Genomic DNA, 16,998 nt, shown 5'->3' with positions numbered 1-16,998 from the left:
CTAGAATCTAAAGTATATAAATGGATTATGTGTTGCGTTGACTAAAAACATTGTGATAAAGAGTAACAGTGCTCCATAGTAAATGGTTTGTCCAAGACGTAAGCTCCAATCAAAAGATAGGGAGCTAGTAGCTCTTTGTTCACTCCAAGTTTGATATAGTCGATAGATTGGCATTGCAAAAATAATAGCAATGACAAAGTATACCCCATAATCCTTTGTTAGTAATATCGTTTCATAATTATAAAGTGCTGCATCGGATAGTCCAAACATGGTTTTAATATAGCTGAAAGCATATGTAAAGTCGTTCGCTCTAAAGAATACCCAGCCGATCATTACAATAATAAGTATATAAATATGGCGTAGGAAACGAGGTATACGTTCTAACCATTTTAAAAGCACCCATTTTTCAAGGCAAATTAATATTCCGTAATAAAAGCCCCATGCCATAAATGTCCAGCTTGCTCCGTGCCAAAAGCCCGTTAATGTCCAAACTATTAATAAATTTCGATAAAGCTTCCATTCATGGCTAACACGGCTACCTCCAAGTGGGAAGTAAACATAATCCCTAAACCAGCTGCTTAGTGATATATGCCAGCGACGCCAGAAATCTGTTACTGATTGTGCAATATACGGATAGTTAAAGTTCTCCTCAAATTTGAAGCCAAATATTCGTGCTAATCCGATGGCCATATCACTATAGCCAGAGAAGTCAAAATAAATTTGAAGCGAGTACGCTAGAATTCCTATCCAAGCAGTCCCTGTTGTTAAATCTCCGCCTGATAAACTAAAGACATGATCAGCAACCTCGCCCATTGGATTGGCAATCAATACTTTTTTAGCTAAGCCCTGCACAAAACGACGGATACCAATCATTGAATCCTCCGCCGTGGAGAGGCGTTTTTTTATTTGCTCTGCCACTGTTTGATAGCGAACAATCGGTCCTGCCACAAGCTGTGGAAAAAGTGTAATGAAGAGTGATAAGTCCAAAAAGTTGCGTTGAGCCTTAACATCCTTTCGGTAAACATCAATTACATAGCTGAGAGCTTGGAACGTGTAGAATGAAATGCCGATTGGAAGCGGTACAGCCTGCCATTCAATTGCTTGCTCCAAGTAGTTGTTTAGGATGTCCACAAAAAAGCCGGCATATTTGTAATAGCCAAGGATGGCTAAGTTACTGACAATCACTAGCCAAAGTAGTGCTTTTCGTTTAGACTGCGAAATCGTATTTTCAATGATAATACCCAAAATATAGTTGAGTAAAATCGAAATCATCATTAAAAGTACATATCTTGGTTCGCCCCATGCATAAAAGAAGAGACTGGCCAACAGTAATATCGTGTTGCGTAACATCTTTGGAGAGATGAAGTACACAATGAGCACTAATGGCAAAAAGACATATAAAAATATAAGGCTACTAAAAACCATTCCTTCAAATCCCCATCTCTAATATTTGTTTATTGTAATTGCATCTACATGGTCACTGTTAAGATTGCCATATACAATGCTTATACCGCCGTTTAAAGAGTTAAAAACATTCGAAATAACTGATAATCCGCAAAACTGCTAGAAAATTCTAATATAATCAAGGAAATGCATGAATAAATTACCTACCTTATTGTAACGTAAATTCACGAATTGTTCACCAGTGTATTTTTACTAAATAATGGATAAAAGTCGATTTTTGTCGAAATTTAGTTGGTAAAAATGACATGGGCAATATGGTATATTTTTCGCTTGGCAGTAAGGTTTGTATGTTAATTTTAAGGATGGGTAACTACCATCATTTAAAGTAAATTATGGTTATAAACCCTTTAAAAATATAGTGTTACCACATATTTCATTCCAAATCTTGCCCTTTGAAATTTATTATCTTGTAATCCTATAATAGATTTGTAGTCACCAAAAGTGGCTAATTTATCTAGGAGGTTATTTCATATGAAACAAAAATATAGTAAATGGGTTGTCGGCGCAGCATCAGCAGCCCTAGTAGCATCAGCAATCGTACCAGTAGCAAGCGCAGCGAGCTTTTCTGATATTGAATCAAGTGACCACAAGGAGGCTATCTTAGCATTAGCAGATGCTAAAATTGTAGCAGGTTATACAGATGGAACATTTAAGCCAAATGCGGTTGTTACTCGTGGTAACGTAACAAAATTCTTAGGGAAATGGTTAGTATCTGAAAACTATGAGATTCCTACAGATTATGCTACAGAAGCACGTTTCACTGACCTACCAACAACAGCTCCAGACAAAGAGTTATTACAATATGCAGCACTTGTAAAAGATGCTGGCGTATTTAAAGGCTCAAACAACCAATTAATGCACACAAATAACATGAACCGTGAGCAAATGGCAGTTGTATTAGTACGTGCTATCAAAACGGTTTATAACGTAGATTTAGTGGCAGATTATAAAGAATCTGACTTCAAATCAACAATCACTGATTTAGACAAAGCTACAGCTACTGAAAATCGTGAAGCAATCATCGCGTTAGAATATGCTGGACTTACAAACGTGAAAGCGTTCAATCCGAAAAACACATTAACACGCGGTCAATTTGCATCATTCTTACACCGTACAATTTCAAACATCGGTGAAGAAGCACCTTTAACTGTTAAAGAAGCTAAAGTCGTAGATGCAACTACATTAGAAGTTACACTTTCTGATGACAAAAAACATACAGTAACATTACCAACTCCACTTCCAGAAAATAAAGAAACAAATGTAGAGTTTGTGATTGATGGCAAAACTTATTCAGCTGTAGTTACATATGTAACTGAGTTAAAAGTAAAAACTGTTGATGCAGTAAATGCAAAAACGTTAGCAGTAACATTCAACAAACCAGTTGAAACAGAAAAAGCTAAATTTGAGCTTAAAAAAGATGGCTTCAAATCTAACTTCACTTCTATTACATGGAACGAAGACAAAACAGTTGCAACAATTGAATTAACTAGCAAAATTACAAAAGGTGAATTCACAGTTAGCGTATCTGGCGTTGCTGATCAAGCAGTAACTGGCACTGTGAAAACTGAAGACGAAAAAGTTGCTGGTATTGAAATTCTTGGTGAAGTAGCACCATCTACAAGCAACACAACAGCTACAGTTGGCTTCCAAGTAACAAACCAATACGGCGAAGATATTACAAAGCTAAATGCTTCTGCTTTAACATTAACTGCAGCAGGCGCTGATTCAGCTGTTGCTAATGCAGATGGCTCTATCACAATTACAAAAGCTGCAGGACTTAAAGAAGGCGATAAAGTAGTTGTGACTGCTATCCACGGTGCAACTGCAACAACAACTACTAAAACTGTAACAGTTTCTGCTAAAACTGTAGCATCTGATATTACTATTGGTACTCTTTATAATAAAGATGGCAAAACATTCAGTGAAGATGTTAATTTAGCAAAAGATAAATTCTATCTTCCTGTTACTTTAAAAGATCAATATGGTAAAGAAATTACTGATCTTAACCGTTTAAATGGAGCAAATTCTGAGGTTCTTGTAACAAATACAAACCAAGCTGTTGCGACATTCGGTGCGTTTGAAAAACAAACAATCGACGGGAAAGATGTTATTGTATTACCTGTTGCAAACATCGTAGCAGCTGGTGACACAAACGTAATCGTGATTGCTAAAGCAACTGGTAAAAACGGTCAAACTGCAGTGAAAGTAGCTGAAGGTGTACGTGCTGATTCAGTTACATTAGGAGCACCAACAAAAGTTGTTACTGCTGGAGCGGATATTCTATTCCCATTATCTGTATTAGATAAACAAGGCAATGCAATTAAAGAAGTTACTGCATTAAACGGCACTAAAGGTATTACAATTACTGGCGGTACTTTATTTGAAAAAGATGGTGAACTTTATGCAAAAGTAGCAGGCGCTGGCGTAGTAGAAAACGCACCAGTAACAGTTGTTGTTACTTCTTCAACTGGTAAAGTGGCTACACAAACAGTTATTCCTAAAGCTGCAACTGCACCAAAAGTAATTACTGGCTTAGATAGCAAAGTAAGCACATCTATCCGTGAACTTACAGGTGCTAAAGTTGATATCTCTGCAAAAGACATCGTAGTGGAAGATCAATTTGGTCAAGTAATTTCTACTGACGAGCTTCTTGCAAAACTTGCAACTGCAGACTACACAATTAAAGCATTTACAGATGCTGATGCACCATTTACTGTAACTGGTGAAATTAAAAATGCTGCTAACAATAAAATTACAGTAGAGTACAAAGCAGGCGCTACTAAAACGACTGCTAACGTTACATTTAAACTTGTAAAAGTTGCAGACAACACTGCTAACGAAGCAAGCTCTTACTCAAAACAATTCTCTGTAGTCAAAGATAGCTCATTTACTTCTTATAAAGTAGAAGATATCAAACCTATCTATGTAACTGATGGTGCTATTCCAGCTGGTTACGGAAAAGATATTGTAGTAAAAGCTGTAACAGCTAATGGTGGAGAAGTTACACTTTCAGCTGGCTCTGATTACACTGTAAAATCAGCAGTTCTTACAAGCGTAGCTGATGGTAATATTACGACTACTGATGCTGCGAATGTAGTATTTGATAAAGATGCAAAAACAGCAACTGCAAAAGTAACAATTACAATCAATGCTACTGGTGAAGAAATCGTTAAAGATGTAACTTTCTCTAACGTTGCACCAAAAGTTGAAAAAGTAGCTGTTGTAGAAAACAGCAAAGCTGCTAACTTTATTGCAGGCGAATCTGTAAACCTTGTAACTACTTACTCTTACAATGTAGATACAACATTCGGCTTAGATGCATTCTTCGGATTAGCTGACGTAGTTGTTACTGACCAATATGGCGTAATGGCACAAGTTGATGAGAATGGTGCAAACAAAGGTAAAGCAACATTCAACGGTGTTGCAACTGCTGCTACAACTTTAACTTTATCAAAAGTTTCTGGTGAAGTAGTATTCAGCAATAACGGTACTGATACTGCAGCTGCTACAGGTAAAGCAAACGATGTATTCAATGCTCGTGTGAACATTGGTGGTCAAAGTGCAACACCTGTTAAAGTAACAGCTAAACAAGACTTCAATAAATAAGATAGTTTTTCTAAACAGTGGAGATTCGAGTAAATCGAACGCTCCACTGTTTTTTTCTGGATAGAATACTGGAAAAGCTGGGCTATGAATGTTGCATTGGTATATTATGAAACTTTTGGTTTCTCTTACTCGTATTATCATAGTAAAATAGATAAAACGTGGTGAGGGGTTGAACTGGTGAAGAAGCATACTTTATTTCAGGGCGCATTAATTGCTGCTCTAACAACAAGTGCTATTGTAGTACCGACTGCACAGGCAGCAGAAAGATTTACGGATGTTGATTATACACAGGAATATGGGGCTGCTGTAAAGGACTTAGCGGAGCGAGGCATTATAAAGGGGTATGCGGATGGTACATTTAAACCATTTGCTAATGTTACACGTGGACAGGCTGCGAAAATTTTAGCCAATGTATTACATTTAGATACAAAGAATGTAGAAGACCCTAAATTTACGGATGTTAAGCCAAGCGACGATTATTATGGAGCTATTGCAGCTTTGGAAAATAAAGGAGCACTACTAGGTTTGGCTGATGGCAGTTTTGGTGTCAATCAAGCTATTACACGTGAACAATTAGCACAAATTCTAACTGCTGCTTACCAGATAGAAAGCAATGAAGTAGATGCTTTACCCTTTACAGATATAGTGAAATATTCCGAAGCTTATTATGCAGTTATTCCATTGTTTGAAAATCAGATAACGAAGGGAATTACGCCAACTAAGTTTGGATTAAAGGAAACTGTCAATCGTTCACAGCTTGCAGTATTTATTCAGCGCATGGAGGCTATGCAGGCTAAACGAGTTACCAAAACGTTTACAGCAAAAGAGCTTGGATCTAATTTTATTGAGGCATATGCTACAGATAATCAGGCGATAGAAGGAGATCATGAATCTTTCCGAATGTATCAAGCTAATAATGAAGTGAAAATTGAAGCATTACGAGAAGGATCAGGCTATTTTATGCTGATGGGCTACAATATCGATAATGAAGAAAATTATGAAATGATTGAAATGGTGAAATATAAAGTTACTGTCAGCAAAGTAGATGGTAAGCTACAGCTGATTTGCCAGCAATCGGACGAGGTAACTCCAGGCATAGCGATGTTGTTGGAAGAGGATTTAGGCTTTGATCCAAAAAACATTCAGCTAACAACGGCTGGAGGACATGCTGTAAGTGAAAAAGTATACAGCTATCAGCCAGTGAATTTTGATGGCTGGGAAGAGGAAATGATTCCGAAAGGTGGAAGCTATGAGCTAAAGCTATTGCAAGCGGGTGATTATATTGCAACATTATCAGACAGTAAAGGTCAATCAGTTCGAGTAGGAATTCATGCCGAATCGAGCGGCTATGATATATATACAACGTCCGCAGTTGAAATAAACAGTGCATTTATTTCAATGAGTGATATTGGCTTTACAGTGAAGGATATTAAAGTAGAGCAGTATACAGGTGCAAGATATGATCATCAAATTATCGATGCGGAGCTTTCAACAGAAGGTGTTACGATAAAGGGAGTAGCAAAAGAGGATTCGCTCTTCTCTATTCGTCTAACTGGTACAAATGGTGAGAAGCTTTATGTTCATGGCATGATCTATGAAGTAAGCGGGGTCACAACGATGTACTATGAGTTTGCAACAGAGGAACAAATGGAGAATACACCCTTTTATTAAAAGGTATTAATAGCTAACAAGAAACCTCCCTAGCAAAATACAAGGGCACTGAAAAACTAAAAAAATCACTTTTTTATATTAGAAATTTGTCTTTTGTTAGATTTGAAAACTTAAAAAAGTCGATTTGCATCACAATTTTTGTGGCAAATCGACTTTTTCAGTGCCCTCGCAAAATACAGGGAGGTTTTTAATATATTAAAAGACAATGTATTTTACATAGTCTTTCCAACCTATTTCTTTAAATTGTTGCCATTCAATCCTTTTTATTGGCATGGAACGGAAGGTACGAGCTAAAATATTGCGATTTTCTTTATCGATCATCGGTATCCCAGCTTCCATATAGCCTGTAAAAATTGTAGTATCTGCCGTTTTGAAGGCAACGTCTATATCCTCCAAACGAATTTTACCGTCTTCACCAATAATATAAACACTCTGTTGGCCCTTCTTTGTAGACTTTACCCATGTAGAATCAATTTTATAGGCATCGAAGGCTTCATTCACGATAATGGAAGCCTGACCAACTGTAGAGAATGGAATATTGTCTAGAACATTGTCCTGCTGCAATATGACCTCATAGCTTGAAGGCTGTGGTAGCTTTATTGATTTAGCTAATTCATTTGCCCAATGCGATTCATTATTAGTAGCTATCAGTTGCTTTTGAAGTACAATACCAGATAAATCATCCTTATAATGCTGCAAGTCAAAATTAACGGTTTGACCATCCTTCACCTTTTGCCATTCATCCTCAGATAAGTAGGCGAGCATAGATTTCTCTAATGAATAAATTTCAAATGTTACTGCGCCAGCCTCTTCTATTATGTTTGAAATAACACCGTCAACAGGACTAATAACACCTTGGCGTGCCTGAATTTGGGCTATTTGTGCTTCCATTAATGCTACTTGTCTAGTTGCCTCTGCAATATGGCGGTTTAAAATTGCCATTGCAGAAGAAGGAGAATTTTGCTGACCTAATTCTAATTTAACCGTGACATTTAGCTTATCACTAATTTGATCCGTATTGATAGAGCTTTTAGGGTCACTTTGCCCACCATATTCCGATTCTATTTGTGCTAAAGCGGATTCTAAATCACTTAATTCCGTTTCATAAGCATCACGCTCAGCTTCAAGCTTTGTTAATTCATCGTCAACTTCTTCTGTTTTATAGCTAGCTAATATATCGCTGACACGAACTTCCTGACCACGTTTAACATCGATCGCAGAAAGGCTTTTTGCATCTGCGGAGATGGAATATGTTTGTGCTGGAGCAACTATTGCATCTTTTTTAATTGTTTCTACACGATCACCGGTAGTAGCTCTTTGGAATTCATCTATAAAATAGGAGCGAGCAACCTTACTGTCATCCTTAAATACAAAATAAGCATTCACGCCAATTAGTATCGCTAGTACAATCATACTCAAATTTTTCCAAGGTCTGGATTTAATAAAGCGCATCATCCTAACCCCCTTGTGATCCATTCTTGTAAAGGCAGTACACTAATCATTCCAACAAACACAGCCATTAGCACATGTAGAATAATTATTTTTGCTAGCAAAACTTTACGATCTGATACTTCCTCCCATTTAGAAAGAAAGGTATATTGCACAATGATTGTGAATAGGGTTGCTATAGTTAATTGATTAATAACAAATAATACTACATCTGTTTCCATAACTTGCTGAGCAAGTGGTGCAAGTGATAGGAAGGAGAAGGTAGTTGTATAGCCTACTAAATAGAACACAGCAAATAATATTGTTTTTTCAATTAATAACAATACCATGACATAAAGTTGTACTTTTTGAATCCATTTATATGGTATGTCAGTTAACAGATGCAACAAATATGTAACACCGTAATAATGAAAGGCATAATAAATGATTCCCCAGGCAATAGCGCCTATCATTGAAAGTAAACGAGCTGTATAGTATTCATCCTGATGATTCATTGCAAATAATGTTGTTAAGCTTTCAGTACCCATGCCCCAAAATTCACGAATGATGAATAGTAGCATGAAAAGTATAAAAACAGTGAAGGATCGTTTTTTATAGCCTCTTATTTCTCCTCCTTCGACGGCTTGGGTAAAGTTATTGGGATGCGTTAAGCTATGCCAAAACTTATAGTGATAAAACATATAGAGCTCCCTTTCTAGTAAATTGAATAGTAGAGATGTAGTATACACCTAATTACTGGTAAATAACATAGGATAAATGCTGATTTTTAAAAGGAATTTTCTCGATAAAGAGAAATTTCAATCGAATTTTTCTGAGTGTTTTTAAAATGAATCGTCAAATGCATTTTTTTCTAGTAAATTCACTGGTTTGCCAAAATTTGTGCAGGATCAATGCACATAATTCGATTATATAGTATCCTAGCAATAACTTCCTATAAAAAGCCTATACAATCTAAAAATAGCAATTATCAATACGTTCGTAAAGGGCATAAGAGACTTTGAGAGAATAGCTTGAAATTGAACGAGAAGTACCGATACTAAAGATAGACAATTTGAAGCCATAAATACATATCCATTTTCCTATATAATGTAAAAAGAAAGGGTGGGCATTTTGAAGAAACCAATAAAAGTTGGTGTGTTGACAAGTTTATTACTATCACCAGCAGCGCTTGCCAATGCTCAAGAAGTACAGCCACATCAAAAAACGGAGCAAGTTGCCTATGTGAATGCAGTAGCAGTGGAGACAAAGGAACAACTGCAAACAATGTATAAAAATTTAACAGATAAATCTTCACTCGATGATATAACGATTGCAGAAAGCCGCTTTAGTGGTTTAAATGCAGCAGGATTTACTGCTGATGAAGTTCAATTTATTAAAGCAAAGGTAGCTTACGTACGAGCGCAGAAAAACCTGCTAACGGATATTAAGAATCTTGGCGGAAGTATTAATAAATTAACTTATACAAGTAGTTCTCTTATTAGAGATGCTGAGGAGACAAATGACAAATATAAAGAATTTATGAATGAAGCCAAAGCTGGCTCCTATGCTAATGTGCAAAAGACCTTTAAAGAAGCTGTGAATGCAGCACCGCAAACGGCAATTTCATCAATGCTAGGGCTTGCAGTTCAGTATGGCTATGATGAAGCAACACAAAAAAATTACTTTAAAACAAATGGTGCTGATCTAGATAAGCTAACTACAATGGTAAATGCTGTTGCTGCTGTACAGCCCGCTATTGAACTATTGGATGATTTAAAATTAGAGCTTTCAAAATCTGCTCCCGACTATTCAATCGTTAAGGATACTGTGTCTGATATTACAGTAGCCTATAACGCTTTATCAGCAGATCATAAAAAAATAGTTATAGCTTATATTCCTAAAGATGAAACAATTGCTCCTTATAAAACCTACACTGATGCAAAGCAAAATATTGATGCTGCTTTAAAAGTGGAGGATAGTATTACTCAATTAATAGGTAAGGATGCAGCAAGCTTTGATAAGGCAACTACTTTTATTAGCGCAGTTTCTGCCATTGAAACAGCCCACGGTAAATTAACGAAAGAAGCTCAAAATTATGTTACTAACTATAATGCTTTTTTACCTTATAAAGCTGCGGCAGATGTTTCAAAGCAAATCAATACGCTAGTAGTTTCTAATAGTGCAGATTATCGTACAATAGTTAATAATCTAACAACTTCCTACAACGGTTTAGATAAAAAAGCATTTGTCAAAAATGCTACAAATCTAACTGCTGCTGAGAAGGAAATCCAAGAAGCTGAAACAATTGAAGCTCTTATTCAAGCTATCGAAAGTGCAAGTGCAGCAGAACAGTTTACAAAAATTAAGGAGGCACGAGAGGCTTACAATACTCCACCTTCTACTGTGAATGCAGCAAATGTCAAAAAAATTGTCAATAACTTGGCAACATTAATAGAATGGGAAAAGAAATATAGTGCTTCGACAGATGTAGATAAATTAATTGCTGCCATTGATCCAAGCCTCTCTACGTTTGAGAGTAAAACACTATTAGCACAGTCGGCTTTTGATAAACTTAGTACTACAGAGCAGGCGATTGTGCAAAATAAGGCTCAACTAGCTACTTATTTTCCATATGCTGATTTAATGAATAAGGTCAATGCATTAAAGACTACATCGCCAGATTATAGCCAGCAAATTATGACATACCAAACGAAGGTAAATGCTTTAGATCCGACTGGTCATGCACAAGAAGCTGCATTAACTACTATTAAGACAAAGCTAAGCGAAAAATTAACTTTACTTTCTAATGAAGAAGCTGCATTGGCAGATGTTGTAAGCAAAATTGCAGCTTTAAATAACTCACAAAATCTGATTCAAGATATGCAGGAAGCACGAAAACAATATGATGCTCTTTCTGCAGATGCAAAAAAACGTGTCACAAATATTAAAATATTAACCGATTTAGAAAAATCACAAAAAGCTGTTTTAAATGTTATTACACTTGTTGAAAAGCTAGACCCTGCTGCAAAGGATTATACAAAAAAAGCGAAAGCTGCCAATACAGCTTATTTAAAGCTAGATGCTACAAACAAGGTCTATGTAAAAAACTATAAATCGTTGAAAGATCAAGTAGAGGCAATGGGCATTATTACGCGAATCCTGGCCTTAAATACCTCACAAAAAACATACAATGAAACAGTTGAGCTGTTACTAAATGATTATGCAGCACTTTCAGATGCAGCAAAACTACTAGTCGCGAATTATCAAGATTTACAAATAGCAAAGGGATATATGACAACTGCTAAAAGCTTTGATGATCGTGTGATTGCATTAGCCAATGAGTCTGATGCTACATTTGTAGCAAAAGTGGCAGCATTGACAGCTGAATATAAGACTATGGATAAAAATGCAAAAAAATTAGTTACACAATATAAAACACTAACTGCTTATGAGAAAAATAATGCTAGTGTCGTAAAAGTTATTAATCTCATTACAGCGTTAAATCCATCAAGTAAAGATTACTCTAAAAAGGTATTAGCAGCACGAAAAGCTTACAATGCGTTAGACCCTGCCTCGCAAAAACGTGTCACAAATTATGACCGGCTAGCAGCAGTGGAAGATGTGGCAACATTAATAGGCTTAATTGAAACATTAAAACCAACTAGTAAAACGTTTTTAAATGATTTAGATACAGCACGTAAAAATTATGATGCATTACCGCCAGAAAAACAAAGTGCTGTATTGAATTACGAAAAACTTGTCACAGCTGAAACTGAGCTAAAATCTGCGCATACAGTGATTGCTTTGATAGATGCGGCTGTACCTGATGATGATGAGTTTCTAACAAAGCTAATGAATGCTCGTGTTGCTTATGACAAGCTACAATCAGGACAGAAAAAGCTTGTATCCAACGTGAAGGTATTAACGGACCGTGAGAAACAAGTAAAGCCTATTTTAAATACCATGGTACAAATCGATGTTTTAGAACCTGAATCAAGTAAATTTGTTAGTCAAGTAAACGCTGCAAGAAAGGCTTATGATAAGCTAACGAAAGAACAAAAAGCATTCGTCAAGAATATTGCCATTTTACAAGGCTATGAGCCAACAGCTAAAGTAATCGAACTAATCGGTAAGTTAAAGGCATCTAGTAAAACATTCCATACAGATACAGCACAGGCACGTGCATTGTATGATGGACTAAGCAAGGAGATGCAGCAATATGTTACGAACTACCATCTTTTACAAGCTGCTGAATCAAGTATTTTAGGTGCAGGCAATGTACAGCGCATGATTGAGGAATTACCTTCAATAGAAGCCAGCCAATATGTTAAACGTATTGAAGAAATACGAGCTACTTATAATGCGCTGCCGAAAGATCAGCAAATGGCTGTTGAAAACTATAAAACATTGCAAGAGCAAGAAAAGTTGATTAAGCCTGTTATAAATGTTGTCAATGAGATTGAAAAGTTGATGACATCTAAAAATATGGATAGCCAATATCAAAAGATTTTAAAAGCATATGACAATCTTAATGCAACGCAGCGAAGATATGTATACAATCAACAGCTTCTTCTTTCATTAGACAGTGTTATTAAAGTGTATCAAAGTATTGCAGACTTAAAGCCAAGTGATCCACTGTATTTTGGTAAGGTTGAATCTGTAAGAAAAGATTATGATAGCTTGAACACGATTGATAAACAAAGAGTTTCCAATTATAATATCCTGCTTGAGGCTGAAAAAAATCTGACTGATGTAAAGAAGGTAGTTGAATTAATAGGTGGTCTGCACCCAACTTCTAGCACCTATATAGAGGATGTGGCAAATGCAGTTGCGGCATACAAAGTATTAGATTCAAAAGTAAGAGGGCAAGTTATCAACTACGATACTTTAAAGAAAGCTGAAAAAGATGTAGCAGCGGTATTAAAAGTAGTGAATGCGATTGGCGAAATAGATCCAGACAATAAACAATTTGAAAAGAAAGTACTTGCCGCACAAAAGCTATACAGCTCACTCAGCCTTGAACAACAGGATTTGGTGTATAATTTCCGTATTTTGCAGGATCATTTAAAAGCATTAGGATTAGAGTAAGGAGGGAGGGCAAGTGTCCCTCTTTCTTTATCTTGATTCAGCAGAATACTCCCACCTCTATAGGTGGCGAGATGAATGCGATTTTATTCATATTCAGTGGGCGTACAAACGCCCGCTGAAATAGAGGAACTCAGGCTAAGATCTACACATCCTGTGAAAACGCCTGAGTGACCAACATCGTGTTGGCCTAAAGCCTCTGGTGGATGTCACGGATTTTGAAGAGGAGCTTTTCGAGCGAGCTCGAAAAAAATCTGGACGCAATTACGCTGGGGCGTAATTGATTTAAGCTGGCAGTTCATGAAAATATGTAAATCCTCTCAAGTCATCTATTCGAGCAGGAAAGGAAGAATTTATTTTGTCAAAAAAATTATTTCAAACAAGCTGTTTGTCTGCAGCAATAATAGTAGCTCCATTTGCTATGGCGATCCCAACAGAAGCAGCATCTATGCCATTTACTGATATTAAAAATGATGGTAATGAGGGAGAATTATATAAGGCAGTCCAAGAATTATATAGTAAGGGTATTGTATTTGGAACAACAGATACTATGTTTAGCCCCTATCAAAATTTAACGCGTGGGGAAGCAGCTTCTTTTTTAGCAAAAGCTTTAAATTTGGAGACAAAGGAAGTGGGGAATCCTGGCTTTACTGATGTTCCAACCTCTCATCCATACTATGGTCCAATAGCAGCACTAGCCGCAAAGGGCATTATTCAAAAAGGAACAAATTATCACCCTGATCAATTTATTAAACGAAGTCAAATGGCGAAAGTTTTGACACTTGGCTTTGAATTACAAAAATCCACAAGATTATCGGCATCTTTTTCAGATTTTACAAAAGATAATGAAACCAATCAGTATATTCAAACGTTATTAGATTATGGGATTACACAAGGAACTAGCTCGACTACATTTTCACCTTATACAGATGTTCGTAGAGGACAGATGGTACTATTCCTATATCGAGTACTAGAAAAAAATGACAGCTCCTTTTATGTGATTGGTGTTGAATAAACATAAAAACTCACTCTTAGGCAATCCGCCCATAGAGTGTTTTTTTAAAAATTGATTAGGAAAAAATAGGTAATACTGGTATGTTTGTATATGGTTGAAAGGGGTAAAAATGATTAAGTACATAATGGTAACACTGTTTTACATATATGAATGAAGGAGGCGGTAGCTATTTTCAAAAAAATATCAAGTGTTGTTGGCATTTCTCTTACCTTGTTAGCAACATCATACGCTGTGCCTCTAAATATCACTTCTGAAGAAGTTTTAGCAGGTGCTATTGCAAAGGATGTTTCACAATCACATTGGGCTAGTAGCTCCATAGCACATATGCTTGACAAGCATTATATGACAAATGATCAGAATGGCTATTTCAGACCGGAGCAGCCAATTACGAGGGCAGAGGCGGCTGCAGCAATAGCACGTTCCATGCAATTGAAATTCGACTCTACATTTTCACCTAATTTTACTGATTTATCAACTAACCATCCGTATTACAAAGAAATTTGTGCCTTAGTTGAACGTGGTATTTTACAAAATGGTGATTGTTTCTATCCCGAGACTCCTTTAAAGCGAATGCATATTACTAAGATGTTAACGCTAGCCTATAACATCGAAGTTGATTCCCAAAATGCTAGTAAATTTAAGGATGTTACTGAGGGTCACTGGGCGAAGGATTATATTGAATCACTTGCAGATGTGGGCGTAATTAAAGGTATTAATGCACAGCAATTTGGTCCGAATCAATTAGTAACGCGTGCCCAATTTGCCTCATTAGTAGAGCGTAGCCTTGACTTTTCAACTAAAGTAACAAATTATGAGGTAGCCTATGATTATTTATCAAAGTCATATATGTCGACAAAAAATTATTCATCGTCCATGTCTAATGATGTAATCCAATTAATCAACAATGAACGACAAAAGAAAAAACTACAACCTCTTAGCTTTGATGCAGCATTAACACAGGTAGCAGTTATAAAGGCGCAAGATATGGTAAATCGCCATTATTTTGAGCATGAATCACCCTACTATGGAATGCCATGGGATTTAGCAACCCTATTCGACTATCCTTATACAAGCTTAGGAGAAAATATAGGAAGAAATATTCCAACACCCGAAGCAGCTGTGAAAGCATGGATGGCTTCACCAGCACATCGTGACAATATTTTACGGGAAAATTACACAAATACAGGAGTTGCTATTGCTATAGACAGCAAAGGAAATTACTATTGGGTGCAATTGTTTTCTAGTCAATAATTCATGTGCAGGGGTTAGCAGCGGGGAGAAGATGTCAGTTGCGTAAGGTGAATAACTGTATAGAACGGTATGGTAAAAATTTCATGATTAAAATGTGTTTCTACTAGTCTTAATGATTCAATATGGCAATCTATTATGACAAAATGTCGCTAATATTACAGGAATGTTACAAAACTCCGAAATACCCATTATTTAATACCCATATTTTAGCGTTGGTAAACCAGCAAACGTTGGTATATCAGCGTTTTTTTGTATTCAAAAACCGTTACACAATTGAAAAATTAAAAGAGCATCTTTTATGATAGTCTATGTATAGGCAAAAAAGTTCTGAGAGGGGTATACCGAAACTATGAAAAAGAAATGGTTATTACCGATTTTTGCATCTTTCATGTTATTTACAACAACTCAAATAGATAACGCTGAAGCAGCATCTGCAACTGATGTTACTGATACAGCGACAAAATATTTAGGCATTCCTTATGCTTATGGCGGCACAACTACTAGTGGGCTAGATTGTTCTGGTTTCACATCCAAGGTCTTTTCAGATTTAGGAGTTAAATTAAATCGTACATCAGGCTCTCAATATCAACAAGGTACTGCAGTAGCAAAAAATGATCTTCAAGTAGGAGATCTACTATTCTTCAACACTAGCGGTAGTGGTATCTCCCATGTAGCAATATACATAGGTGACGGAAAAATGATTCATTCTCAAACTGATAAAGGCGTTAGTTATTCAAATGTTAACGATCCATATTATTGGAATTCCCGTTACGTTGGTGCGAAACGTGTAGCAACATTTGATAGTGAACAAGCAGAAGCTGTTAAAGAAGAAGTAAAGGAAGCTGCTATCGATTTCACTGTATACGCTTCTCGTGCGGAAGTGGCAGAGCAAATCGCGAAAGCACTTAACTTGGATACATCCGATAAAAATACGAAATTTACAGATGTTAAGCCAACATATGCACATGCTGGTGCAATTGCTGCTGTATCGAAGTTAGGTATTTTTGATGGTGATAGTAATGGTAAATTTAACCCTTCTTCACCAATTACACGTGCACAAGTTGCGAAAGTATTAGTACATGCTTTCGGTTTAGAGCAAAAGGGTGAATTAATTGCATTTACTGATGTACCTGCTAGTCATTGGGCAAATGAATTTATTTCAATTTTAGCTTCTAATGGTATTGCTGAAGGTAAAGGTAACGGTAATTTCGGCTATGAAGAAATGTTAAAAATTTCTCACCTTCAAACATTTATTGAACGCGCAAAACAAGTACAGAATTAATTGAATTCCGTTTCGCTTTAAACAAGGGCTACGTTTAAAGTGACACATTGCAAGGAAGTTCTTTAAAATATTGTATAAATTGAGGAGAGTTTGCACTTGCAGGCTCTCTTCTTTTTATGAAGTAAGTCGCAATACTGGAGGTGATGCCGAAAACAGTAGAAAAGTTACATTCGTATGATAGTTTTGTCTGTGAAAT

The 16,998-nt window shown here is 36.4% G+C and carries 9 protein-coding genes; 6 read left to right on the top strand and 3 right to left on the bottom strand.

Annotated features, from left to right (window positions below; genetic code table 11):
- Window positions 1–1,425, bottom strand: a complete 1,425-nt coding sequence (locus tag AC3WOM_RS00905) for an MBOAT family O-acyltransferase (RefSeq protein WP_492444397.1) — start codon at window positions 1,423–1,425, stop codon at window positions 1–3.
- Window positions 1,426–1,935: 510 nt separating this feature from the next.
- Between AC3WOM_RS00905 and AC3WOM_RS00900 the strand changes: the two genes are divergently transcribed.
- A complete protein-coding gene (locus AC3WOM_RS00900) occupies window positions 1,936–5,070 on the top strand; it encodes an S-layer homology domain-containing protein (protein WP_492444396.1) in 3,135 nt (1,044 codons plus the stop codon).
- A gap of 177 nt (window positions 5,071–5,247) precedes the next feature.
- Window positions 5,248–6,741 (top strand): S-layer homology domain-containing protein, encoded by a 1,494-nt coding sequence (locus AC3WOM_RS00895; RefSeq protein ID WP_492444394.1) that lies wholly within the window; start codon window positions 5,248–5,250, stop codon window positions 6,739–6,741.
- Window positions 6,742–6,936: 195 nt separating this feature from the next.
- Here the strand turns inward: AC3WOM_RS00895 and AC3WOM_RS00890 are convergent, their stop codons facing one another.
- Together AC3WOM_RS00890 and AC3WOM_RS00885 are read right to left on the bottom strand one after the other, a co-directional pair.
- On the bottom strand, window positions 6,937–8,196 hold the full coding sequence (locus AC3WOM_RS00890; RefSeq protein ID WP_492444393.1) for an efflux RND transporter periplasmic adaptor subunit: 1,260 nt from the start codon (window positions 8,194–8,196) through the stop codon (window positions 6,937–6,939).
- Window positions 8,193–8,870 (bottom strand): hypothetical protein, encoded by a 678-nt coding sequence (locus AC3WOM_RS00885; RefSeq protein ID WP_492444391.1) that lies wholly within the window; start codon window positions 8,868–8,870, stop codon window positions 8,193–8,195. The genes AC3WOM_RS00890 and AC3WOM_RS00885 overlap by 4 nt, the downstream gene beginning before the upstream one ends.
- A 421-nt stretch (window positions 8,871–9,291) precedes the next feature.
- Here AC3WOM_RS00885 and AC3WOM_RS00880 point away from each other — a divergent pair, with 421 nt between their 5' ends.
- The 4 genes from AC3WOM_RS00880 (at window position 9,292) to AC3WOM_RS00865 (ending at window position 16,802) form a co-directional block, all read left to right on the top strand.
- On the top strand, window positions 9,292–13,257 hold the full coding sequence (locus AC3WOM_RS00880; protein ID WP_492444390.1) for a cell wall-binding protein: 3,966 nt from the start codon (window positions 9,292–9,294) through the stop codon (window positions 13,255–13,257).
- Between the two features lie 355 nt (window positions 13,258–13,612).
- Window positions 13,613–14,269, top strand: a complete 657-nt coding sequence (locus AC3WOM_RS00875) for an S-layer homology domain-containing protein (protein ID WP_492444389.1) — start codon at window positions 13,613–13,615, stop codon at window positions 14,267–14,269.
- Window positions 14,270–14,419: 150 nt separating this feature from the next.
- Complete coding sequence (locus AC3WOM_RS00870) at window positions 14,420–15,520, top strand: CAP and S-layer homology domain-containing protein (protein WP_492444387.1); 1,101 nt, start codon at window positions 14,420–14,422, stop codon at window positions 15,518–15,520.
- A 349-nt stretch (window positions 15,521–15,869) separates the two neighbouring features.
- On the top strand, window positions 15,870–16,802 hold the full coding sequence (locus AC3WOM_RS00865) for a C40 family peptidase (protein ID WP_492444385.1): 933 nt from the start codon (window positions 15,870–15,872) through the stop codon (window positions 16,800–16,802).
- Window positions 16,803–16,998 lie beyond the last annotated feature (196 nt).

It is taken from the genome of Lysinibacillus sp. FW301-JW8, from assembly GCF_058788755.1.
The sequence above is the reverse complement of the archived record's forward strand: the minus strand, read 5'-3'. Positions and strand labels throughout refer to the sequence as shown.

Bases quoted from the DNA above. Each gene is read 5' to 3' on its own strand.
- AC3WOM_RS00890 (WP_492444393.1), bottom strand. From the start codon at position 8,196: ATGATGCGCTTTATTAAATCCAGACCTTGGAAAAATTTGAGTATGATT.
- AC3WOM_RS00885 (WP_492444391.1), bottom strand. From the start codon at position 8,870: ATGTTTTATCACTATAAGTTTTGGCATAGCTTAACGCATCCCAATAAC.
- AC3WOM_RS00870 (WP_492444387.1), top strand. From the start codon at position 14,420: ATGAAGGAGGCGGTAGCTATTTTCAAAAAAATATCAAGTGTTGTTGGC.
- AC3WOM_RS00865 (WP_492444385.1), top strand. From the start codon at position 15,870: ATGAAAAAGAAATGGTTATTACCGATTTTTGCATCTTTCATGTTATTT.
- AC3WOM_RS00900 (WP_492444396.1), top strand. From the start codon at position 1,936: ATGAAACAAAAATATAGTAAATGGGTTGTCGGCGCAGCATCAGCAGCC.
- AC3WOM_RS00905 (WP_492444397.1), bottom strand. From the start codon at position 1,425: ATGGTTTTTAGTAGCCTTATATTTTTATATGTCTTTTTGCCATTAGTG.